16 protein-coding genes are annotated in these 23,439 nt (G+C 76.1%); 11 read left to right on the top strand and 5 right to left on the bottom strand.

Features of this window, described 5'->3' with window-relative positions:
- Positions 1–66 precede the first annotated feature (66 nt).
- Positions 67–309 (bottom strand): hypothetical protein, encoded by a 243-nt coding sequence (locus tag LXM90_RS16600; protein WP_020095108.1) that lies wholly within the window; start codon positions 307–309, stop codon positions 67–69.
- 36 nt (positions 310–345) lie between these two features.
- Entirely contained in the window at positions 346–522 is a 177-nt protein-coding gene (locus tag LXM90_RS16605) for a hypothetical protein (protein WP_020095107.1), read from the bottom strand.
- Between the two features lie 207 nt (positions 523–729).
- On the opposite strand from LXM90_RS16605, the gene LXM90_RS16610 reads away from it, so the two are divergent.
- From LXM90_RS16610 to LXM90_RS16630, 5 genes are all read left to right on the top strand, one after another.
- Entirely contained in the window at positions 730–909 is a 180-nt protein-coding gene (locus LXM90_RS16610) for a hypothetical protein (RefSeq protein ID WP_020095106.1), read from the top strand.
- A gap of 254 nt (positions 910–1,163) precedes the next feature.
- Entirely contained in the window at positions 1,164–2,204 is a 1,041-nt protein-coding gene (locus LXM90_RS16615; RefSeq protein WP_020095105.1) for a helix-turn-helix domain-containing protein, read from the top strand.
- Between the two features lie 63 nt (positions 2,205–2,267).
- Entirely contained in the window at positions 2,268–2,639 is a 372-nt protein-coding gene (locus tag LXM90_RS16620) for a hypothetical protein (RefSeq protein WP_020095104.1), read from the top strand.
- A 134-nt stretch (positions 2,640–2,773) separates the two neighbouring features.
- Positions 2,774–4,171, top strand: a complete 1,398-nt coding sequence (locus tag LXM90_RS16625) for an efflux RND transporter periplasmic adaptor subunit (RefSeq protein WP_234080800.1) — start codon at positions 2,774–2,776, stop codon at positions 4,169–4,171.
- An 11-nt stretch (positions 4,172–4,182) separates the two neighbouring features.
- Entirely contained in the window at positions 4,183–7,422 is a 3,240-nt protein-coding gene (locus tag LXM90_RS16630) for an efflux RND transporter permease subunit (protein ID WP_234080801.1), read from the top strand.
- Between the two features lie 45 nt (positions 7,423–7,467).
- Here the strand turns inward: LXM90_RS16630 and LXM90_RS16635 are convergent, their stop codons facing one another.
- From LXM90_RS16635 to LXM90_RS16645, 3 genes are all read right to left on the bottom strand, one after another.
- Positions 7,468–7,611 carry a hypothetical protein gene (locus LXM90_RS16635; protein WP_020095101.1) on the bottom strand — a complete coding sequence of 48 codons (144 nt, stop codon included), beginning with the start codon at positions 7,609–7,611 and terminating at the stop codon, positions 7,468–7,470.
- A 105-nt stretch (positions 7,612–7,716) separates the two neighbouring features.
- Entirely contained in the window at positions 7,717–7,929 is a 213-nt protein-coding gene (locus tag LXM90_RS16640; RefSeq protein ID WP_020095100.1) for a TOBE domain-containing protein, read from the bottom strand.
- 129 nt (positions 7,930–8,058) lie between these two features.
- Positions 8,059–8,355 carry a hypothetical protein gene (locus LXM90_RS16645; protein ID WP_234080802.1) on the bottom strand — a complete coding sequence of 99 codons (297 nt, stop codon included), beginning with the start codon at positions 8,353–8,355 and terminating at the stop codon, positions 8,059–8,061.
- A gap of 614 nt (positions 8,356–8,969) precedes the next feature.
- Here LXM90_RS16645 and LXM90_RS16650 point away from each other — a divergent pair.
- The 6 genes from LXM90_RS16650 to LXM90_RS16675 are packed head-to-tail and all read left to right on the top strand — an operon-like array spanning position 8,970 to position 23,353.
- Positions 8,970–10,079 (top strand): ATP-binding protein, encoded by a 1,110-nt coding sequence (locus tag LXM90_RS16650; RefSeq protein ID WP_234080803.1) that lies wholly within the window; start codon positions 8,970–8,972, stop codon positions 10,077–10,079.
- Complete coding sequence (locus LXM90_RS16655; protein WP_234080804.1) at positions 10,076–12,388, top strand: DUF5682 family protein; 2,313 nt, start codon at positions 10,076–10,078, stop codon at positions 12,386–12,388. The genes LXM90_RS16650 and LXM90_RS16655 overlap by 4 nt, the downstream gene beginning before the upstream one ends.
- 47 nt (positions 12,389–12,435) lie before the next feature.
- Positions 12,436–16,341: a DUF4132 domain-containing protein gene (locus LXM90_RS16660; RefSeq protein ID WP_234080805.1), complete on the top strand. Its 3,906-nt coding sequence runs from the start codon at positions 12,436–12,438 to the stop codon at positions 16,339–16,341.
- A gap of 14 nt (positions 16,342–16,355) precedes the next feature.
- A complete protein-coding gene (locus LXM90_RS16665; RefSeq protein ID WP_234080806.1) occupies positions 16,356–20,231 on the top strand; it encodes a DUF4132 domain-containing protein in 3,876 nt (1,291 codons plus the stop codon).
- Entirely contained in the window at positions 20,228–21,358 is a 1,131-nt protein-coding gene (locus LXM90_RS16670) for a VWA domain-containing protein (protein WP_234080807.1), read from the top strand. Before LXM90_RS16665 ends, LXM90_RS16670 begins: the two co-directional genes overlap by 4 nt.
- Before the next feature lie 9 nt (positions 21,359–21,367).
- Positions 21,368–23,353: an SWIM zinc finger family protein gene (locus LXM90_RS16675; RefSeq protein WP_234080808.1), complete on the top strand. Its 1,986-nt coding sequence runs from the start codon at positions 21,368–21,370 to the stop codon at positions 23,351–23,353.
- The last annotated feature ends 86 nt before the right edge of the window (positions 23,354–23,439 follow it).

A 23,439-nucleotide genomic window follows, 5' to 3' on the forward strand; every position in this document is an offset into this window, starting at 1 on the left:
TCAGGTTCTCCCGGTACGCACCGGCCCCGGCGGCCGGGACGGGCACCGCGGCCCGGCGGACGCGCCTCAGTCCGCCAGGCTGGACGGGGCCTGCCACGCGACGCCGGCATGCTCGCGGATGTCCCCGGCCCGGGATCCGGTATCGGCGTCGCTCGTCCAGTCGCCGGGCTCGGCGACGTGGGCGATCTCGGCGTCCGGATAGGCGGCCGCCAGGAACAGGCGCGCCTCGCCCTCGGCCTCGGCCCGGACCGTCACGAGCGGCCGCTCGCCGCCCGCGTCGCGCACCTGCGCGATGAACAGCTTGGTCATGGTCTCCCTCTGGACTCGTCCGCCGGCGCGGCGGGATCAGGCCTGCAGTTCCTCGACGTGGAGGCCGCCGGCCCGCAGATGGTTCGGGATCCGCGTGCGGTCGCGGAAGCCGGCGGCGCGCGCCATCGCGTCGAGGGCGGCCATCGGATCGAGCGCCGCACCGCTCCAGAGAATCGCGCCCGTCGCCGCCTGCATGATCCGGAACACCTTCACGCCACGCTCCCGGTCTCGACCCTCGGACAAGCTCGCGGGATTCGCGGGTGTTCCCGACGCGCGGCCGCGGGCGGCTGCGGCCGATTCGCGCCGGCCCGGCCCCGGCGGGAACGGGCGCCGCCGGGGTGCGGTTCTCCAGCCGACGCCGGCACAAGCCGGCACGGCGACGACCCGCGTCGAGACCCCGCTCGGGATCCAAGGAGAGCCATGACCAGCCGCACCGTTCAGTCCGCCCTGCTCGCCCTCGCCCTCGTTGCCGGCAGCGCCGGGATGGCCGCCGCGCAGAGCACGCCCAACGGCAACACCTCGTCTCCCGGCGCCCCCGCGGGCGACAACAGCACCGGCAACGGCGCCACCGGCAGCGGCGCGGCCCCGAGCGGCCGGTAACCGCCGGTTAACCATAAGGGTCGAAGCCCTCGATCCTCACAACCGTGCAACTCACCGTCCCGCGGCCACCCGGCCTGCGGGACGTTCTGTTTCACGGCCCCTTGCCGGCCCCTTGCCGGCCTCTCGCCGACCGCGCCGGGACGGGGCACGGCGCGGAGTCCGGTGATTGGAACGGAGTGCCACTTTTCTGGGCAGACAGAATCGCCATATTGTCGGCGTGACCGGGCCGCGCCCGGTCAGGACTAACACGGGCGATGCGACCGAAACCGATCCTGCAGCTCAGGGGCGAGAGCCCGGGTCATCGTCAGGCCGACGACTGGCGCGACGCCGTCGCGCCGTTCTGGGATTTCACGATCCGCCGGGAGGACCTACCCGATTTCCGCGGGCAGTCCCGGGTCCGTCACCTCGGCACCGCGATCGTCTGCAGCGCCCGCGCCTCCGGGCTCCGGTTCGTGCGCGCGCGGGCCCTGACCGCCCGGATGGGCGTCGACCACATCGTCGCCCACATGCGCGTCTCCGGGCAGTCCCGGGTCACGATCGGCGGCCGGGAGCGGGACTGCGCCCCCGGCGACATCTGCCTGTTCGACCTGTCGCAGCCGCTCTCCGCCGCCTCCACGGACTACGAAGCCATCACGGTGGTGCTGCCGCGCCCGCTCTTCGGATCCCGGCAGAGCGGCCTCGACGCCCTGCACGGCTCGGTGATCCGGGGCGCGACCCCGTTCGGCCGGATGCTCAGCGACCACCTGCACTCCCTGAGCGCGCACGCGACCGGGTTCTCGGAGCCGGAGGCCGCGGCGGCGGCCGAGGCCACCGCCGCGCTGCTCGGCGCGGCGACCCTGGGCCTGCCGGAGGACGGAGGGGGCACGCAGCCGCCCGAGCGGGCGCCTCTGCTCGTCGCGATCCGGCGCTTCATCGAGGCCGAGCTGGCCTCCGCGGACCTGTCCGCCGAGACGATCGGGCGGCGGTTCGGCGTCTCGCGGAGCGCCCTCTACCGGCTGTTCGTCCCCCTCGGGGGGGTCTCCGGCTACGTCCGGCAGCGCCGGCTCGCCCGCGCCTACCGCGACCTCGCCACCGGCGACGGGCGCTTCGCCCGCATCTCCGAGGTGGCGTATCGCTGGCGCTTCGAGAGCCCCGCGCATTTCACCCAGGCCTTCCGCGCGGAGTTCGGCTGCGCCCCCCGGGACGTCCGCGACCGGGCCGCGGCCGAGCCCGACCGGTCCCCGGCCGCGGAGCCGCCGGCCCAGGCCGAGACCTGGGCCGACTTCTACCAGTGGGTCCTCAAGCTGGCGGCCTGAGGGGTCCGGGGCCGGCACCCCGGACCTTGTGCCCCCGGCCTCGGATGGATCATAAGGGCCGCGATGACCTTCGGGGTTCGGCATAGGCGCCCGGCCGGGGCGCGGGGCTGGTGGGCGCTCGCCGCCCGCGCGCTCGCGCTCGTCCTGGCGCTGACCGTCGCCGCTCCGGGCGTCGGCCTCGCGGCGGATCTCGCCTTCCACGCGGGCGGCCACCACGACCGGGGCCAGGGCCCGGCCCTCGACGCGCCGGCGGCGCCCGCGACCGTCGATCCCGGCCTCTCGGAGCACCTCCATTGCGGCTGCCATCAGGCGGCCCGCCTGGAGGCCACCGAGATCGCGCCCCCGGCCGCCCCGGGCCGGGTGCTGCCGGGCGCCCTCGCCCAGGGCCGTCCCTCCGTCAGTCCCGACCGCCTGCCGCGGCCTCCGCGCGCGTGAGCTGACGCCGCCCGCGGGCGGCGCTCCGCCCGGATGCCGAACCGGCTCCGGGTTCACCCCCACGCGACACCTGAACGGGACCCTCCGGGACCGCCGCGCGCGGCACCCCGCCCTCCCGGCCGAGCAGCTTTCCCATGCGCATCATCCTGTCCGTGGCCGCCGCCGCGGCACTCCTGGCCGCCGGCTTCGCCCTCGGCGCCGCCGCCCCCGGCGCCCCGACCCTGCCCGACCGTCTCCGGCAGACCCTCGCGTCCGTCGGGCTCGCCCGAGCCCCGGCCGACGACCACGATCAGCGCTACGCGGCGGCCGCACCGGACCGGCCCAAAGCCGCGCCCGACCCGCACGCGGGCGACGATCACGCCGGCCACGACCACAACCACGCGCACGGCAACGAGCACGGCGACGAGCACGGCGACGAGCACGGCGCCGACGAGCCTCACGAGGCGGGCACGATCCGGATGCGGCCCGATCAGGTCGCCGGCCAGGACATCGTCACGCGCAGAGTGGAGGGCGGCACGCTGGCGCGCCACCTCCTCGTCCCCGGCACGATCACGCCCGACACCGACCGGATTGCCCGGGTCCCGGCCCGGGTGGTCGGGACCGTGGCGGAGATGCGCAAGCGCCTCGGCGACGCCGTGCAGGCGAACGAGGTCGTCGCCATCCTCGACAGCCGCGAGGTCGCCGACGCCAAGAGCGAGTACCTCACCGCCCAGGTCCAGGCCGAGCTGCAGACGATCAACTTCGAGCGCCAGCAGAAGCTGCTCGCCTCGCGCAGCGCCTCCGAGGCCGCGTTCGAGACCGCCCGGGCCGCCTATCTGGAGAACCGGCTCCGGGTCGACCTCGCCCGCCAGAAGCTGTCGGCGCTCGGCCTCGACGCCGCCGAGGTGGCGGCCGCCCAGAAGCGCGACGAGGCCACCCCGAACCAGTCGACGCTACGCCGCTACCCCCTGCGGTCGCCCCTCGCCGGCCGCATCGTCGAGCGCAAGGTCGATGTCGGCACGGCGGTCGGCAAGGAGGGCGATCCGGCCGACCTCTACACGGTGGCGGACCTCTCCACGGTCTGGATCGAGCTGTCGGTGCCGACCGTCGACCTCGCCCAGGTGCGGGAAGGCGCCCGCGTGACGGTCACGCCCGGCCGGACGGGCGAGACGGAGCGCCGGGCGGAGGGCCGGGTGATCTTCGTCAGCCCCTTCCTCAACCCCGACACGCGCTCGGCCCGGGTGGTGGTCGCCCTGCCGAACCCCGACTTCGCGTGGCGGCCGGGCACCTTCGTGACCGCCGAGGTCGAGATCGCGCAGGATTCGGTCCCGGTCCGGATCCCCAAGGCGGCGGTCCAGACCGTCGAGGGCCGGAGCGTCATCTTCGCGCGCACGGCCGAGGGGTTCGAGAAGCGGCCGGTCACCCTCGGCCGCTCCGACGACGAGGCCTTCGAGGTCACCGCCGGGCTCGAGCCCGGTGCCGAGATCGCGGTCGGCAACGCGTTCCTGCTGAAGGCCGAGCTCGGCAAGGCCGACGCCGGCCACGCCCACTGAGGAGACGGACGATGATCAGCCGCATCCTCGCCGTCTCGGTCCGCCAGCGCTGGCTGGTGCTGCTCCTCGTGCTGCTGGCCTCGGCCTTCGGCGCCGCCGCGCTCACGCGGCTGCCCATCGACGCCGTGCCCGACATCACCAACAACCAGGTCCAGATCAACACCCTGGCCCCGTCCCTGTCGCCGGCCGACGTCGAGCGGCAGGTCACCTACCCGGTCGAGACGGCGCTCGCCGGTATCAAGGGCCTCGAGTACACCCGCTCGCTCTCGCGCAACGGCTTCTCGCAGATCACCGCGGTCTTCGCCGAGTCCCTCGACATCTACTTCGCCCGCCAGCAGGTCGCCGAGCGTATCGCCCAGGTGCGGGAGGAGCTGCCCTCCGGGGTCGAGCCGCGGATGGGCCCGATCTCCACGGGGCTCGGCGAGATCTACATGTGGTCGGTCCAGTACGCGCCGCTGCCTGAGCGCGCGGCCGTGCCGGCGGGCCGGCCGGGCTGGCAGCCGGACGGGAGCTACCGGACCCCGGAGGGGCAGGCGCTCAGGACGGAACTGGAGCAGGTCGCCTACCTGCGCACGGTGCAGGACTGGATCGTGCGGCCGCAGATCAAGTCCGTCCCCGGCGTCGCCGGCGTCGACGGGATCGGCGGCTTCGAGAAGCAGTACCACGTCCAGCCGGACCCCACGAAGCTCACCGCCCTCGACCTGTCCTTCGCGGACGTCGCCCGGGCGCTCCAGGCCAACAACGCGAACCAGGGCGCCCGCTACCTGGAGGATAACGGCGAGAGCTACGTGGTGCGCGCGGCCGGCCGCCTGGAGAGTCCGGAGGCGATCGCCGACGTCGTCGTGGCGAGCCGCGGCGGCGTGCCGGTGCGGATCCGCGACGTCGCCACGGTGCGGATCGGGCGCGACCTGCGCACCGGCTCGGCGAGCGAGAATGGGCAGGAGACCGTCATCGGCACCGCCCTGATGCGGATCGGCGAGAACAGCCGTACGGTGGCGGCCGCCGTCGACGCCCGCATGGACCAGATCCGGCGGGCCCTGCCCCCCGGCATCGTCGTCCAGACCGTCCTCGACCGGACGCAGCTCGTCGAGGCCACGATCCGCACGGTGGGCAGGAACCTCGCCGAGGGCGCGGCCCTCGTGATCGTCGTCCTGTTCCTGCTGCTCGGCAACATCCGGGCGGCGCTGATCGCCGCGCTGGTCATCCCGGCCGCCATGCTGATGACCGTGACCGGCATGGTCGAGGGGAGGATCTCGGCGAACCTGATGAGCCTCGGGGCGCTGGATTTCGGGCTCATCGTCGACGGGGCGGTGATCATCACCGAGAACGCGCTGCGCCACCTCGCCGAGCGGCAGCACGCCCTCGGGCGGCCGCTCGTGCTGGAGGAGCGCCTGGAGACGGTGCGGGACTCGGCCGAGGAGATGATCGCGCCGTCCCTCTACGGGCAGGCGATCATCATGCTGGTCTACGTCCCGCTCCTGACCTTCACGGGGGTCGAGGGCAAGATGTTCCAGCCGATGGCGCTGACCGTCATCCTCGCCCTGGCGGCGGCCTTCGTGCTGTCGCTGACCTTCGTGCCGGCCCTGATCGCCATCGCGCTGACCGGCCGGGTCACCGAGGCCGAGAACCCCCTCGTCCGGGGCCTGAAGGCGCTCTACCGGCCCGTCCTCGCGGCGGCGATCCGGGCGCCCGCCCCGTTCGTCGGGACGGCGCTGCTCCTCCTCGCGGGCGCAGGGCTGCTCGCCACCCGGCTCGGGACCGAGTTCATCCCGCAGCTCGACGAGAAGAGCATCGCCCTCAACGCCACACGGATCCCGTCCACCTCCCTCACCCAGTCGCAGGCGATGCAGCTCAAGGTGGAGCGGGCGATCGCCAAGTTCCCGCAGGTCGCCTACGTGTTCTCGAAGACCGGTACCGCCGAGGTCGCCACCGACCCGATGCCGCCGAATTCCTCCGACACCTTCGTGATGCTCAAGCCGCAGGCGGACTGGCCCGACCCGGGCCTGTCGAAGGCCGAACTGCAGGAGCGGATCGAGGCGTCCTTGAGCGAGCTCGCCGGCAACGTCTACGAGTTCTCCCAGCCGATCCAGCTGCGCTTCAACGAACTGCTCGCCGGGACACGGGGCGACCTCGCCGTGAAGGTGTTCGGCGACGCCTTCGAGCCGATGCTGGAGACCGCCAACAGGATCGCCGCGATCCTGCGCGGGATCCCGGGCGCCGACGACGTGAAGGTCGAGCAGATCACCGGCCTGCCGGTCTTCGAGATCAAGATCGACCGGACCGAGGCGGCCCGGCTCGGCCTCAGCACCGGGGCGATCCAGGACGTGATCGGCGCCGCCATGGGCGGTCGGGACGCCGGGGTCGTGTTCGAGGGCGACCGGCGCGTGCCGATCGTCGTGCGCCTGACCGATCAGGTCCGCGAGGACCGGGAGGCCCTGGAGAACCTGCCGGTCCCCCTGCCCCCGGGCGCGAACGGCAAGGCCGCCTCCGTGCTCCTGCGGCAGGTGGCGCAGTTCTCGGTGAGCGAGGGGCCGAATCAGATCAGCCGCGAGAACGGCCGGCGCCGCGTCGTGGTCACCGCCAATGTCCGCGGGCGCGACATCGGCTCGCTGGTGGCGGAGGCGCAGGCGAAGGTCGCCGCGCAGGTGACCCTGCCGGCGGGCTCGTACGTCACCTGGGGCGGCCAGTTCGAGAACCTCGCCTCGGCTCAGGCGCGGCTCACCGTGGTGGTGCCGGTGTGCTTCTTCCTGATCTTCCTGCTGCTCACCTCGGCGCTCGGCAGCGCGCGGGACGCGCTCCTGGTGTTCAGCGCGGTGCCGCTGGCGCTCACCGGCGGCATCGCGGCCCTGTGGCTGCGGGGGATGCCGCTGTCGGTGCCGGCCGCGGTCGGGTTCATCGCGCTCTCGGGGGTGGCGGTGCTCAACGGCCTCGTGATGCTGACCTTCATCAAGCAGCTCGTCGCCGCGGGCCGGCCGCTGCGGGCGGCGATCCGCGAGGGCGCCCTCACCCGGCTGCGGCCGGTGGCGATGACCGCGCTGGTCGCCTCCCTGGGTTTCGTGCCGATGGCGCTCGCCACCGGCACCGGGGCCGAGGTGCAGCGGCCGCTCGCCACCGTGGTGATCGGCGGCCTGATCAGCGCGACCCTGCTGACCCTGGTGGTGCTGCCGGCGCTCTACGCGCGGTTCGGGCGCGCCGGACCGGCCGACCGCGTCGCGCGCGCGGCGGAGCCGGTGGCGGATCGCGCCGCCTGACGGCGCCCGCGCCGCGGCCGCGCCCGTCGCCGGGCGGGACGGTCGTCAGGCGGGGAGGATGTGCAGCATCCCGCCGACCATGCCGAGGGCGCCGATGCCGATCAGCCCCACGGCGATGTAGAGCCGCATCCGGCTCTCGTCGGCGGCCGACGGCGGCTGGGGGTCTTCGGGCAGGTCGAACCAATCCATCGGGTGAGCGCAGCCGGTCGGGTGGGCGGGAGGCGCCGCCCTAGGCCGGCCGGATGACGACGGGATGACAACGGGATGACGGCGGTATGCCGGCCGCGCAGGCCGCTACGGCTTCACCAGCAGCACGTTCACCGCCTTGGCGAGCACGTGGACGGTGTCGCCTTCCTTGAGGCCCAGCTCCTCCAGCGAGTCGACCGTCATGACCGAGGCCATGCGGTAGGCGGTGCCGACTAGTTCCACCTCGACCTGGGCCATCACGTCCCCGCGCTTGATCGCCGTCACCGTGGCGGGGATGTCGTTGCGCGCGCCGTGTTTCATGGGAGCTTCCGGGTTGCGCGGCCCGTCCGGCCGCCGTCCAGGCCTATCGCGGCCGGGGCCTCGGCATCAATCACGACGCCGGGTCCCCGGCCTGGAGACCGCCGGGCAGCGGCCCCGGGCAGGGCCGGATCAGCGACGGCCGGAGGCTCCGGCCGAGCCGCCATCGCTGCCGCCGGGCTGGAATCCGGCCGCGTTCGGCGGCCCCTTCATCCGGCCGTCCTGCTTCGGCATCTCCGAGCCCGGAGATCCGGCCGTCGTGCCCGTCGTCTCGCCTTTGCCCGTCGCGCCCTGGCCCGCCGCGCCCTGGCCCGTGTAGCCGGCCGCGTTGGGCGAACCCTGCATGCGGGTCCCGGTATTCTCCGCGGCCGTGGCGGCCGCGCCTGTCGCCAGGAGGCCGGCGACGGTCAGGCTGATCAGCGTCTTCATGTGCGAATCCTCAAGCGCTTCCCCAGGCCGCCTCTCCGGACGTACCGGGGCAACGCGGCCGGACGGATCCCGTTCACGCCGCCGCGACCGAACCGGCGCGGGCGCCGGGGTTGCGGGACAATACTTGCTGCGATGCGATATTTCTGCATCGAAGACGGGGCGCGAGCCCGTTCCGCGAGGCAAAGTATTGATTTATGTACGGAGTTGAGCCGCCGGGCACAATTGCAATCCGCGGCAGAATCTGTTTGAATATTCGGACGCGTTGCATTCCATCGTGGTGACTGAATTCGCTTGCGGCCTATCGGGCTCCGCGAGGAGGTCGAACATGTACGCTTTGGCCAAGACCAGAGAGAGAACCGACTGGGAGCTGGTCGTCGTCTTCGGCAGCTGGATCGTCTTCGAGATCGCGATCCTGATGCTGTGCTTGGTGTCGATGTAGGCTTTCTTCGGGACTACGCCCGATCCGTCGCGCCCCGGGCGGTGCCGGATCCCCGGCCCGGTGGCCGATGCTTGGAGATGCGCGGAGACGCTTGAGAAACCCGCGCGTGCCGGGGCATGCTCTGCCGATCGCAGGAGTCGCCGACAGGGTCGGCGCGACGGCAGGGGACGGGTGCATGGCGAAGGCGGTGCGGGCGGGCGGTGATCGCGAGGCGCGTCAGAGACCCCCGGCCGAGGACGTCCACGCCGCGGAACTCGCGCGCCTGCGCGCCGAGGATCCGGCGCCGCGGCCGCCGGGCTGGCAGCTCTCGCTCCAGGCCGTCCGGCGCTTCATCTGCGGCGACGGCGCGACGCCCGCCAAGGTGGTCTGCGCCCCGGCGCTCGTGGAGCGGGCCATGGTCACCCTGGCGACCTCCCGCGCCCTGCTGCTGATCGGCGAGCCCGGGACCGCCAAGAGCCTGCTCTCGGAGCTCCTCGCCGCCGCGATCAGCGGGCGCTCGACCCTGACGATCCAGGGCGGCGCGTCGCTGACCGAGGACCAGATCCGCTACGGCTGGAACTACGCGCTGCTCGTCGCCGAGGGGCCGAGCCCGCGCGCCCTGGTGCCGGGCGCCCTCCATACCGGCCTCAGCGAGGGGCGGATAGTCCGCTTCGAGGAGCTGACCCGCTGCCCGCTGGAGGTGCAGGACAGCCTGCTCTCGGTCCTGTCCGACCGGGTGCTCGCGGTGCCCGAACTCACTGGCGCGGACGGGATGGTCTACGCCCGGGAGGGGTTCAACCTGATCGCCACGGCCAATACCCGCGACCGGGGCGTCAACGAGATGTCGGCGGCCCTCAAGCGCCGGTTCGGCTTCGAGACCATCTTCCCGATCGCCGATCTCGACGCCGAGCTCGCCCTGGTGCAGCGCGAGGCCACCGCCCTGCTGGCCCGCTCCGGCGTGCCCCGCGCCCCGGATCCGGAGGTGCTCGAACTCCTCGTGACCTGCTTCCGGGAGCTGCGCGAGGCCGTGGACACCGAGGGCACCGGCATGGAGCGGCTCTCGTCCGTGATGAGCACCGCGGAGGCGGTCAGCGTCGCCCACGCCATCGGCGTGAAGGGCCATTTCCTGCGCGGCGATGCCGGCCGGCCGGAGGACATCGTCGCCTGCCTCGCCGGCACCGCCGCCAAGGACGACGCCGAGGACCTCGCCCGCCTGCGCCGCTACCTCGACCAGCGCGTCAGCCGCCGCTCCGGCGCGGCGTGGCGGGAGTTCTACGCGGCGCGGCACCTCCTCACCCCGCAATGAACCCCGCAACGAGCGGTCCCGCGCCGGATCCCGGCCGCCTGACCGTCATCGGCGTGCGCCACCATTCCCCGGCCTGCGCCGGGCTCGTCCGGCGCACGATCGCGGCGCTGCGGCCGGCCTGCGTGCTGATCGAGGGGCCGGTCGACTTCAACCCGCACCTGCCCGACCTCGCCCTCGGCCACGACCTGCCGGTGGCGATCTTCTCGTTCCGGGCCGACGCGGCGGGCAGCGCCGCCTCCTACACGCCGTTCTGCGCCTTCTCGCCGGAATGGCAGGCCCTGGAGGCGGGCCGGGCGGTCGGTGCCGAGACGCTGTTCTGCGACCTGCCGGCCTGGGATCCGGCCTTCGGACGCCGCGCCAACCGCTACGCCGACCCGCACGGGGCGCGCGCCGAGGCGGCCGAGCGGGCGCTGGCCGCCGCCCTCGGCGTCGCCGACCAGGACGCCCTCTGGGACGTCCTCGCCGAGGCGGCGCCCGAGGCGGAGCTGCCGGCCCGGCTCGACCGCTACTTCGCCCTGCTGCGCCCGCCCGGCACGGACGATCCCGCCGAGGAGGCCCGCGAGCGCTTCATGGGCGCCTACGCGGCCCACGCCCTGCGGGCGGCCGGCGGCCGGCCGGTCGTCCTCGTCTGCGGCGGCTGGCACGCGGACGCCGTCCGGCGCCACGCCGCGCGCGCGGACGGGACCCGGCCCGAGCCGGCGCCGCCGGAGCCGGACCTGCGCACCGGCAGCTACGTGGTGCCCTACGCCTATCCCCGGCTCGACCGGTTCTCGGGCTACGCGGCCGGCATGCCTGCGCCGGGCTACTACGAGCGCGTGGCCGAGTCGGGCCTCGCCCCCGCGGCCGACTGGGCGATGACGGCGATCACCGCGGCCCTGCGCGAGGCCGGGCAGGTCGTCTCCACCGCCGACCGCGTCGCCTGGCGGGTCCACGCCGAGGCCCTTGCCCGGCTGCGCGCCCATCCCGCGATCCTGCGCGCCGACCTGATCGACGCGGCCCTCGCGGCCCTGGTGAAGGACGCCCTCGACCGCCCGCCCGCCTGGGCGGCCGGCCGCGCCGCGCCCGGCCACCCGGCGCTCGCCGCGATGCTGCGGGCGCTCACCGGCCCGCGCGAGGGACGCCTCGCCCCCGGCACCCGGCAGCCGCCCCTCGTGGCCGACGTCGCCGAGCGCCTGCGCGCCGCCGACCTGGAGCCGGGGCCGGCCCGCCGCGGCGTCGACCTCGACTGGGCCGAGCCCGGTGACCGGGCGCGGGCGCACCTGCTCCACCGGCTGGTTCTGCTCGGGTTGCCGGGGATCGCCCGCGAGGGCCCGGACCGCGCCGGGCCCGGCCTGCCGCGGGAGCGCTTCACACTCGTGCGCCACCCGCACTGGCTCGGCGCCCTGATCGAGGCTTCGCTCTGGGGCGGGACCCTGGAGATGGCCGCCTCCGCCCGGATCACCGCCCGGGTCGAGGCGGCGCCCGATTCCCTCGAAATCCTCGCCGGGGCCCTGTCCGACGCGCTGTTCGCCGGCCTCACCCTGGAGGGCGAACTGCTCGCCCGCCTGAGCGCGGGCATCGCGGCGGCGCACGACGCCGCCGCCCTGGGCGCCGCCGGGGCCGGGATCGTGCGGCTGTACCGGTTCGGCGACGCCTTCGCGCCGGCGCGGCCGGCCCTGGCCCGCCTCTGCGCCGTCCTGGCGGCCCGGGCGCTCTTCGTCGTCGAGGCCGTCCGGGACCCCCGCGCGGGGCTCGGCGCGATCCCGCTGGTCCTCGCCTGCCGCGACCTGTTCCGCGAGGTCGGCGCGGAGATCCCGGGCCTCGACGACCTGCGCGCCCCGTTCTCCGCCATGCTCGGCCGCCGCCTCGCCGATCCGGCGACGCCGCCGGCCCTCGCGGGGGCGGCGCTCGGCTTCCGGGTCGCCTGCGGCGCGGCCGGATCGGACCCGGAGGCCGCCCTGGCCTGGCTGCGCCGCTTCGGCCTGCCCGCGACGCTCGGCGACTTCCTCGCCGGCCTGTTCGCCCTCGCCCGCGAGGAGATCGCCGCCGACGCGACCCTCGCCTCCGTCGAGGGTCTGGTGGCCGCCTGGGGCGACGACGACTTCCTGCGCGCGCTGCCGTCCCTGCGGATGGCCTTCGCGTGGTTCCCGCCCCGGGAGCGCGAGCGCATCGCCGTCGCGATCCTGCGCCGGAGCGGCCTCGGCGAGGCCCGGGCCGAGGTCGAGGCCCTGGCCTGGATGCGCCAGCGCGCCCGCCCGGCCGATCAGGCCGAGGCCCTGGCCCGCGAGGCGCGGGTCGCCGCGCGGCTCGCCCGCCACGGGTTGACCTGAGCCGCGACAAGGAAAATTTTACCGCCGCGCCACGGGGAGAGGACTGCATGCAGCGTTACGAGCTGACGGCGGGAACATCCGCGAAGTTCTGGGAGGCCGGAGCCGAGGACCGCGTTCTCATCGTGAGATTCGGCCGGATCGGCACGCAGGGGCAGTCCAAGACGAAGAGCTTTCCGAGCGCGCAGGCGGCCCAGGTCGAACTCGACCGGCTGGTGCGGGAGAAGACCGGCAAGGGCTATCGCCCGGCGGGTGAGGCCGCGCCGGCCGGACCGGATCCGGCCTCCGGAGCGGGCGCCGCGGCGACGGGCAACGCCGCCGCATCCCCGGCGGCCGAAGCTCAGGTCGCCGAGGCCCGGTCCGCCGAGGTCCGGTCCGCCGAGACCGGGGCCGCCGGGACGTCGCCCGCCCCCGCCGCCGCCGCGGAGGCGCGCCGCGTCCCGATCTTCACCGGTACGCCCCTGCCCACCCGCAGCCGGCCCGGCGCGCCCCTCGACGCCGCCGCCGACTGGGCCGCCTTCGCGGCGCGGATCCGCCCGCTGCTGGCGGCCGCCCCGGACGAGGCGCGCGCGCCGGCCGAGGCCCTCGCCGCCCGGCTCGACAGCGCGCCGCCGGCCCTCGACCCGGACGAGGTCCGCGCTTGGCTGGAGCAACTCGAGGCGGCCTGCCCGGCGCTGAGCCAGCGCCCCTGGGGCGCCAAGCCCGGACCGCAGGGGCCGGCGGCCCGGGCGGCGTTCACGCATCTCGCCCGCTGGCTCGTGGCCCGCTCCGGCACCGGGGGGACGCTCGTGGCCCTGCTCGACCGGCTGCGGCCCCGTCCCTCCGGCCGCTACGGCTCGCTCCCGGTCTCGGCCTGGGACATCCCCACCACCTTGGGTCTCCGGGCGGCCCTGGTCGCCGCCCCCGAGGCGGCGTACGCGGAGGCCCTGGACGCGGCCCTCCGGCTCGCCGCTTCGGACCCGGAGCCCACCCTCGCCCGCTGGCTCGCGGTGATCTTCGCGGACGACCGGCCCGGCGCCGACCACGCCCTCTCCGCCCGCGCGGTGCTGGCGCGCTGCGACCCGCCCGATCCCAAGGCCTACGGCAATTCCCACGTCGCCCTGCCGCTGATCGTCGACCTGCCGCCCGCGCAGGCCGCGCCCTGGTACGCCGCTCCGTATCACCGAGCGACGCTGGCGACCTGCGATGTCGGGGCCGAGGAGGCCGCCGCGACGGTGATCGCCGTCGCCGACGCGGCCGGCGAGCCGGCCACCCCCGGCCTCGTCTGGCTCCTGGAGGGGGCGGTCGGCCCCGAGCGCACGATCGTCGCCCGGGCCCTGCTGGAGACCCGCGCCGCCGACGCCCTCGACGCGCTCCTGCCCTTCGTGGGCACCAAGCTGGTCCGCGACGCCCTCGACGCCGCCGACGCGGCCTTCCCCGACTGGATGCTGCGGGCCTATCTGCGCGCGCTCCAGGGCAAGGGGGAGCCCGCCTACGGCCCCAGGGCCGTGACCCTCGCCGCGCGCCACGGGCACGAGACCGCCCGCGCCTGGGCGGCGGCCGAGGGCGGCCGGGGCGCGGGGCGCCTGGACCGGCTGCTCGCCGCCGGCAGCGCGCCGCAGGCGGCCCCCGAGGCCCTGCCGTCCGTGCTCCGGGATCCGCCCTGGCGGCGGCGCGGGGCCGCGCGCGCCCGGTCGGAACGGGCGGTGGCGCCGATCCCGACGTCCTTCGCGCACGGCTTCGACCCCGACGAGGCCCTCGACCGCAGCACCTTCTACTTCGAGGCCGGGACGCTGGTGGAGTCCATGACGGACCTCGCGGCGCGGATCCGCGCCACCGAGGCGGAGGCCCTCTACGACATGCCGATCCCGCCGCCGGCCGAGCCCGTGCCCGCCGCCGACGCGGATCCGGCCATCGCCCTGGCCTGGCTCGACCGCCGGCTCGACCTGGACCGCGACGCGTTCACCGGCTTCTTCTACTTCAACTACGGGCCCTGGTTCCGGATGGTCGCGTGGCAGCCCGAGCCCCTGGCGCTGATGCTGTGGGAGAAGACCGGGCCGCAGCGCGCCCACTACGTCGCGTGGCGGCGCACCATCGCGGTGATGCTGTCGCGCTTCGGCGCGCGGGCCGTGCCCGGCCTCGTCCGCCTCGTCGCGGCGGACCCGGCGCTGCTCCTGCCGGAGGTCGAGCCGGTGGACGCCGCCGACCTCGCCCCGGTCGCCGCCCGGGCCTTCCACCGCACCCGCAAGCTGCGGCCGGCCGCGGCCGCGTGGCTGCGCGCCCATCCCCGCACCGCCGCGCTGCGGCTCCTGCCCGAGACCCTCGGGGCCGCCGGCCCGGACCGCGACGCGGCCGACGCGGCCCTGCGCTTCCTCGCCGCCGAACCCGCGGGGCGCGCCGCCCTCGACGCCGCCGTCGCGGCCTACGCGGAGCGGGATCCCGGCGTGCCCGAAGCGGTGGCCGCCGGCGTCGACAGCGACCCGCTGGAGCAGGTGCCGTCCAAGCCGCCGAAGCTCCCCGACTGGGTGGTCCCCGCCGCCCTGCCCCGCCCGGTCCTGCGGAGCGGCGGCGCCCTGCCCGACGCCGCCGTCACCGCCCTGTGCGAGATGCTCGCCTTCTCCGACCCGCTCGCGCCCTACGCGGGCGTCGCGCAGGTCCGCGCCGCCTGCACGCCGGAGAGCCTCGACGCCTTCGCGGTCGCGCTGTTCCAGTCCTGGATCGCCGCCGGCGCCAAGGCGACGGGAGAGTGGGCGATGCAGGCGCTCGCCCTGATCGGGGGCGACCACGCTGCCCGCGACCTCACCCGGCAGATCCGCGCCTGGGGGCAGGCCGGCCTCAAGCCGCGCGGCAAGGCCGGCATCGCCGTGCTCGCCGGGATCGGCACCGACGTGGCGCTGATGAACCTCAGCGCCATCGCCGAGAAGAGCCCGCTGCTGCAGCTGCGCGAGGCCGCCCGCGCCGCCATCGTCGACGCCGCCGAGGCCCGCGGCCTCGACGAGGTCGACCTCGCCGACCGGCTCTCCCCCGATCTCGGCCTCGACGCGCGCGGCGGGCTCGACCTGTCCTTCGGGGAGCGCCGGTTCCGGGTCGGCTTCGACGAGACCCTGAAGCCCGTCCTGCGCGACGCCGAGGGCCGGCGGCTCGCCGCCCTGCCCCGCCCGACCAAGGCGGACGATCCCGAATCCGCCAAGGCGGCGTCCCGGCACTGGGCGGCCCTGCGCAAGGACGCGGAGGCCGCGGCCGGCCTGCAGATCACCCGGCTCGAGGCCATGCTGGCGTCCCAGCGCCGCGTCGCCCCGGGGGTGTTCTGGCCGTTCTTCGCCGCCCACCCGCTGATCCGCCACCTCGCCGGGCGGCTCGTCTGGGGCCTCTACCCGGACGCCGCGCCCGCGACGCCGCCGGGGCACGTCTTCCGCCTCGCGGAGGATCTCTCGCCGACCGACGCCGCGGACGACGCCCTCGCCCTCGACGTCGCGGCGGCCGAGGGCGTGGTCGGCCTCGTCCACCCCCTCCACCTCGACCCGGAGGAACGGACCGCCTGGAGCGGCCTGTTCGCCGATTACGAGATCGCCCAGCCGTTCCCGCAGATCGCCCGCGAGACCTTCGCGTTCACCGAGGCCGAGCGGGGCGCCGCCGAGACCCACCGCTTCGACGGGGTCCGGGTGGGCGGCCGCCGCCTGCGGGGGCTGCGGCCCCAAGGCTGGTCGACCGACACGGGGAGCGAGCACGTCCATGCGGTGCAGCGTCCGGTCGCGCTGCCCGACGGCACCCGCCTCGTCGCGGTCCTCCGATTCGAGGACGGGTTCTGGCACCGGCCCGGCCCGGAGGGCGACGGGATCCAGACGCTGCGGACCCTGACCCTGTCCGACACCGGCTGGCGCGCCGCGGCGGCCCACCGGTTCGGCGACCTCGACCCGGTGACCGCGAGCGAGGTCCTGCGGACGCCGAGCCTGCTCGCCGCCGCCGGCGACGCGTGAGAGGGAGACAGGCCATGGAACGCTACGAGCTGGTCGAGGGCAGCGCGGCCAAGTTCTGGGAGGTCGGCGTCTCCGGCCCGACGCTCACCGTCCGCTTCGGGCGCCTCGGCACCCAGGGCCAGAGCAAGGACAAGACCTGCGCCGACGCGGCCGCGGCCGTGAAGGAGAAGGACAAGCTCGTCCGCGAGAAGACCGCCAAGGGCTACGTCCGCGCCGACGGCGCGGCTCCCGCCCCGGCGCCGGCCGCGGCCCCCACCCCGGCACCGACCGCCGCCACCTCGAAGCCCGCCCCTGCGCAGGCGTCCGGGCCGGTCGGCGAGACGGTTGTCGAGCCCGCCGCGGAGCCGGCGGCCGCCCCGCCGCCGGCCGAGGCCCCGCCGGAGCACGTCCCGCCCCCCGCCCCGGCCGCGGTCTTCGCGGCGGTGCCGCTGCCGACCCGCCTGCGCCCCGGTCCGCGCCCGGACGCGGCGGAGGCCTGGCGGGCGATCGCGGCGCCGCTGGCGGCCGCGCTCGGTGATGCCGAGGCCGCGCGCCTCGCCGGAGCGCCGCCGGACCGGGACGGCCTCGCCGCTTGGCTGGACGCGATCGTCGACGCCGCGGAGGCGCGCCGACAGGGGAATCCGGCTCGTGTCGCCACCGGCGACGCTGTCCTGCGGCGGGCGCTGGAGGCGATCCTGCACTACGCCGTGGCCGAGGACGGGACAGGGACCGTCGCCCGGCTGGCCGACCGGCGCCGCCCGAACCCGAAGACGCCGCGCGCCTACCAGCGCCTGTCCTGGGCCGAGCCGCTCCACCTCGCCCTGCGGGCCGCCCTGGTGCACGCCCCGGAGTCCGATTACGACGCGGCCGTCGCGTTCCTGAACGCGCGGATCGCCGAGGACCACGACTGGCCGGCGGCCTGCGCCTTCGCGTTCATCCTGGCCGACGACCGGGCCGCCCCGCACCCGCTCCAGCCCGTCGCGGTGGTCGAGGCCGCCGCGTCGGCGGGGATCGACGTCACGGCCGATACGGCCTACCTGCCGCTGCTGGCCGACGCGCCGCCGGAAGCGATCGCGCGCTGGCGCGCCAAGCGCAGCTACCACCTCTACTTCGTCTACTGCGCCCTCGACGCGGCCGAGGCGGCCGCGACCCTGCTGGCGGTGGCCCGCGCCGCCGGGCAGCCGGCCCTGCCGGCCCTCGACTGGCTGCTGCACTACGCCCTCGACGAGCAGCGTCGCACGGTCGCCCTGGCGATCCTGTCGACGGGCGCGGCCGGGGCGCTCCCGGCCCTGCTGCCCCACCTCCACGAGAAGCCCGTCGCGGCCGCCCTCGACGCGGCGCTGGAGGCCGATCCCGCCGCGATCCTGCCCCGCTGCCTCGCGGCCCTCGCGGGCGGCCGGTCCGAGCCCGCCCTGCGCGCCCGGGTGAACCGGGCGCTCGACGCCCACGGGCTCGACCGGGTCCGCGGCTGGCTCGCGGCGTCGGGCGGGCGCGGGGCCGGCATCCTCGACGCCCTGGCGGAAGCCCGCGCGGTGCCCCTCGCGGAGCCCGCCGCCTGGCCGCGGGTGCTGCGCGACCCGCCCTGGCGGGCCAAGGCCCGGACCCGGGACGACCTCGTCCTCGCCCTCGCGCCGCTGCCGACGCCGTTCGCCCACGCAGTGCCCGAGGTCGCGCCGAGCTACTGGCGCGCGCGGAACGCCGTCACCCTCGACGGCCCGGAGGCGCTGCGGGCCTTCGTGGCGGCCGCCGAGCTTTCCCATCCGACGCAGGGCTGGAGCCGGATCCCGCCCCCGCTCTCCGAGCCGCCGCGCGACGATCCGCCGGCCCTGATCGCCTGGGTCGCCGGCCGCGTCGCCCAGATCGACGAGGCCTGCCATTACTGGGCGAACTCGCCCTATCGCCAGCTGGTCGGCAGCCTGGAGCGGCAGCCCGAGCCTCTGGCGCTCGCCCTCTGGGCCCAGTCGCGCGTCGTCGCGGGATGCTTCCACGTCTCGCAGTGGCCGGAGATCGTGTGGGCGATGCTGTCGCGGTTCGGCGAGCGGGCGATGCCGGGCCTCGTCGGGCTGGTCGAGGCCGATCCGGTCGGGCTCCTGCCGGCGGTCCTGGCGGTGGACGATGCCCGCCTCGCCGGGCCCGCCGCCCGCGCCCTCACGAAGCTCAAGAAGGCCCGCGAGCCGGCCCTGGCCTGGCTGCGCCGCCATCCCGAGACCGCCCTCACCCGCCTCTTGCCCGACGCCGTGGGCCGGCCCGGGGCGCTGCGCGACGCCGGCGAGCACGCCCTGCGCGTGCTGGCGCAGGACCGGGCGGACGGCCGCGCCATCATCGCTTCCGTGGTCGCGCGCTACGCGGACCAGGCACCGGACGTGACCGAGGCGGTCGCGCAGGTGCTCGACCGCGATCCCCTCGCCCGCGTCCCCGCCAAGGTCGGCAAGCCGCCCGCCTGGGTCGTGCCGGCGATGCTGACCCGCCCGCGTCTGCGGGACGGGACCGCCCTGCCGGACGCCGCGATCCTGACCCTCTGCGAGATGCTGTCCTTCACCAACCCGGACGCCGTCTATGCCGGCGTGCCGATGGTCCGCGAGGCCTGCACCGAGGCGAGTCTCGCGGCCTTCGCGTGGGACCTGTTCTCCGCCTGGATCGCCGCCGGGACGCCCTCCAAGGACGGCTGGGCCCTGCGCGCGCTGGGCTGGTTCGGCACCGACGCCACGGCCCGCGACCTGACCCGGTTGATCCGCCGCTGGCCCGGCGAGGCCGCCCATGCTCGCGCGGTCACCGGTCTCGACGTGCTGGTCGATATCGGCACCGACGTGGCGCTGATGAACCTCAACGGCATCGCCGAGAAGCTGAAGTTCAAGGGGCTCCAGGAGAAGGCCCGGCAGAAGATCGCCCAGCTCGCCGAGGCCCGCGGCCTCACCCCCGAGGAGCTCGCCGACCGGCTCGCCCCCGACCTCGACCTCGACGAGCGCGGCGGCCTCGACCTCGATTTCGGTCCCCGCGGGTTCCGGGTCGGGTTCGACGAGACCCTCAAGCCCTGGGTCCGGGACGCCGCCGGCCAGAGGCTCAAGGATCTGCCCAAGCCCGCCAAGGCCGACGAGGCCGGCAAAGCCGCGGCGGCGGTGGCCCGCTGGGGCGCCCTGAAGAAGGACGCGCGGGCCGTGGCGAGCCTGCAGGTGGCCCGCCTGGAGGCGATGCTCGCCGGCGCCCGCCGGGTCCAGCCGACGGTGTTCGGCCCCTGCTTCGCCGCGCACCCGCTCGTGCGCCACCTCGCCCAGCGCCTCGTCTGGGCCACCTTCGCGGATGCCGACCCGCGGACCGGTCCGGGCCTGACCTTCCGGGTGGCCGAGGACCTGACCTTCACGGATGCCGACGACGCGCCGCTCGACCTCGACCTGACCGGGGCGGCCCCGGGCCTGATCGGCCTCGTCCATCCCCTGCAACTCGACGCCGGGGCGCTGGCGGCCTGGGGGGCGCTGTTCGGCGACTACGAGATCGTCCAGCCCTTCCCGCAGCTCGCCCGCGAGACCTACGCCTTCACGGAGGCCGAGGCCGCCGCATCGACCACGAGCCGCTTCGCCGGGACCGTCGTGGAGGCCAACCGCCTGCGCGGCATGGCCGCCCGGGGCTGGCCCCTCGGGGCGCCCCAGGATGCCGGGGTGGTGTGGTGGATCGAGCGCGCCGTGACCTTCCCGGGCGGCGCGGCCGGCCAGGCGTCGCTGACCTTCTCGGAGGGCCTGTTCACCGGCGCGGTGGAGTTCGAGGACCGGGAGCAGACCCTCGGCGACCTGACCCTCGGCTCGCCCTGGAGCAGCCGGTCGGATCCGGGCCAGCGCACCTTCGGCGAGCTCGCGCCGGTGACGGCGAGCGAGCTCCTGCGCGGGCCGAGCCTCCTCGCCGGGACGCGGCTGCGGTGAGCCTCGACCCGGTCACGCGCTGGCGGCTCATCCTGGGCGAGGCGGCGGATTCCGCCTGCGCGGGGGCCGGCTGCGCCCTCGCGGGCGATGCGGCCGCCATGGATCAGGCGCTCGACTGGCTCTACGGCCGCGACGCCGAGGGCGCGGCGCGGGGGGAGCGCCGCCAGGGCGGCCGCGAGGGCTCGACCCTGACGGTGCCGGGCTGGATCAACGCGGTCCACACGCTCTTCCCCCGCGAGACGATCGAGCGGCTGGAGCGCGACGCGATCGAACTCTACGCCATCGACGACGTGGTCACGAACCCCGAGGTGCTGTCCCGGGTCGAGCCGAACGAGACGCTGCTGAAGGCGGTCCTGCGCACCAAGCACCTGATGGCGCCCGACGTGCTGGTGATGGCCCGCAAGCTCGTGCAGGAGGTGGTGCGGCAGCTGATGGAGCGGCTGGCGCGGGACCTCGCGGTGGCGTTCTCGGGGGTGCTCGACCGGCGGCGCCACACCCGCCTGCCCGGCGCCCGCGACCTCGACCTGAACCGGACGATCCGCGACAACCTGCGCCACTACGATCCCGAGAGCCGGCGGATCACCGTCGAGCGGCTGCACTTCTTCGCCCGGAACCGGCGCCAGATGCGGCCCTGGCAGGTGATCCTGCTCGTCGACCAGAGCGGGTCGATGCTCGATTCGGTGATCCACGCCTCGGTGATGGCCGCCTGCCTGTGGAAGCTCCCCGGCATCCGCACCCACTTGGTCGCCTTCGACACGGCGGTGGTGGACCTGACCCGCGACTGCGACGACGCCTGCGAGATGCTCATAAAGGTCCAGCTCGGCGGCGGCACCGATATCGGGGGCGCCGTGCGCTACGCGGCCGGCCTGATCACCGCGCCGGAGCGGGCGATCGTGGTCCTGGTCTCCGACTTCTACGAGGGCGCGAGCGAGGCCGCCCTGGTCGAGCAGGTGCGGGCGCTCTCCGGCCAGCGGACCCGCGTGCTGGGCCTCGCGGCCCTCGATTCGGAGGCGCGGCCCGCCTACGACCGGGCGATGGCCCAGCGGCTCGTGGCGGCCGGCGCCGAGATCGGCGCGATGACGCCCGGCGAGCTCGCCGGCTGGCTCGCCGCCGCGATCCGGGCCTGAGCGGCGCCGATGGCCCGCCCCGACCTCCGCGCCCTCACGGATGACGGCCTGATCCAGCTCGCCAATGCCGGGCTGGTGAAGCGGGCGCTGCGCGAGGTGGCCGCCGGCCAGGGGCCGGACCTCGCGGAGGCCGGGGACGGCACCGTCGAGGCGCGCTTCGCCGACGGCACGGTCACGCGGCTCGGCCCCGGCCGGCCTCCCGGCGAGGCCAGCTGCACCTGCCCGGCGAGCGGGATGTGCCGGCACCGGGTCGCCCTCGTCGTCGCCTACCGGGCCGCCGCGGTCGCGGACGGGCCGGCCGACGGGACCGGCGATGGGGCCGGCGATGGAGATCCCGAGGGTGCGGCGGTGCCGGCCGCGGCGCCGGTCGCCTGGGATCCCGGCACCCTCGACGGCGCGGCCCTCGAGGCGGGGCTCGGCGGCGCCGCGGCGGCGGAGCTGCGGCGCCTCCTGGCGGGTGGGATCACGGTCGGGCTGGAGCGGGGCGCAATCCCGGCCGCGCGGCTCCCGACCGCGACCGTGCGCTTCCTCGTGCCCGATGCCGTCGGCTACGCCCGCTGCGACTGCGCGGCCGGGGGCGGCTGCGCCCACGTCGCCCTGGCGATCCGCGCCTTCCGGGATTCCGCGGGCGCCCCCGAGATCCGCCTCGGCGGCGCGGCCCCGGCCGGAGCGGAGGCGAAGCCGGCGGAGACGGACCTCGCGGAGGCCGCCGACCGGGTGGTCGCCGGCCTGCTGGAGGCCGGGGTCGTGTCCGGGCCGGAGGCGCACGACGCGGCCCTCGTCCGGCTCCGGCGGGCGGCCGAGAAGCGGGGCGCCACGCAGCTCCTGCTGGCGGAGGCGGATCTCGACGGGCAGGTCGCGGCCTATGCCGGGCGCCACCCCGCCTACGACGCGGCCGTCGTCCTGGCTCTCGCCACGGAGCTCCTCGGCCGCGTCCGGGGCGGGGAGGCCGCCCTCGGCCTCGGCCAGCCCTACGAGACCGCCATGGGCAAGACCCGCCTCGTCTCCCTGGGTGCCCGGCTCCTCGCACGCGGGCGCGGCGCCACCGCCCGGGTGGCGCTGGCCGACACCGATACCGGCGCGCTCCTGGCGCTGGAGCGCGCGTTCGCGCCGGGCGAGGCCGAGGCGGATATCGCGGCCGGCCTGCCCGGGCGCCTCCTGAGCCCGGGCCTGTCCGTCTCGGGCACCGGCCAGGGCCAGATCCTGACCAGCGTCGCGCGGCGCCGGGCCGACGGGCTCCTCGCCCTCGGCCAGGGCGCGCGGGGCCGCACGGCGCTGCTGCCGCGGGACGCCCTGGTGGCCCTGCCGTCCCCCCTGGCGGCGCGGGACGTCCCGTCGATCCTGCGCCGCCTCGCCGACCGGCCGCCCGTCTTCCTGCGCCCGCGCGACCGGCTGGAGGCCTTCCACGTCTTCCCCGTCGAGGCGGTCCTGGGACAGGCCTGGGCGCCCGGCGCCCAGACGTGGCAGGCCGCCGTCGCGCTGCCGGGGGCGGGCGGCACGCTGCATCTCGCCCGCGCCTACGACCCCGCCGCGCCGCACGCCCTGGACGCCCTCGCGGGCGCCTGCGCGGGGCGCTGGGGACCCGTGCGGCAGGTCGCCGGCCCGGTGCGGATCGCGGACGGCACCCTGGTCTGCGATCCCTGGTCGGTGTCGGTCGACCGGCTCGTCGTGCCCGACCTCGCCGTCCCCGACGGCGCCGGCCACCCGATCCCGCCGGCGCCGGACCTGGGGCCGGCCACGCTCCTCGACGAGGCGGCCGCGCTCCTGGCGAACGCCCTCCATGCGGGGCGGCGGGCCTTCGCGGCCAGCGCCCGCGCCGGCGGCGCCGACTTGGTCGCACGCCTCGCCGCGGCGGGGCACCCGGCCACCGCCGCGCGGCTCTCCGCCTTCCTCTCCGCCACCCTGGCGGCCCCGGGCGCGCAGTCCGAGCCCTTCGCCCGGGCCGCCCTCTGGGTCGCCGCCATGCGCGACGATCCCGGGCCGGAAGAGGCCTGATGAGGCCCGATCACGGAATCGTGCGCGCGCGGTTGCCCCCTCGGTCCCGCTGGGGCAGGTTGCCGCGGCTTCGGGCGCCGCGATTC

Source organism: Methylobacterium oryzae (genome assembly GCF_021398735.1).
Lineage (GTDB): Bacteria > Pseudomonadota > Alphaproteobacteria > Rhizobiales > Beijerinckiaceae > Methylobacterium.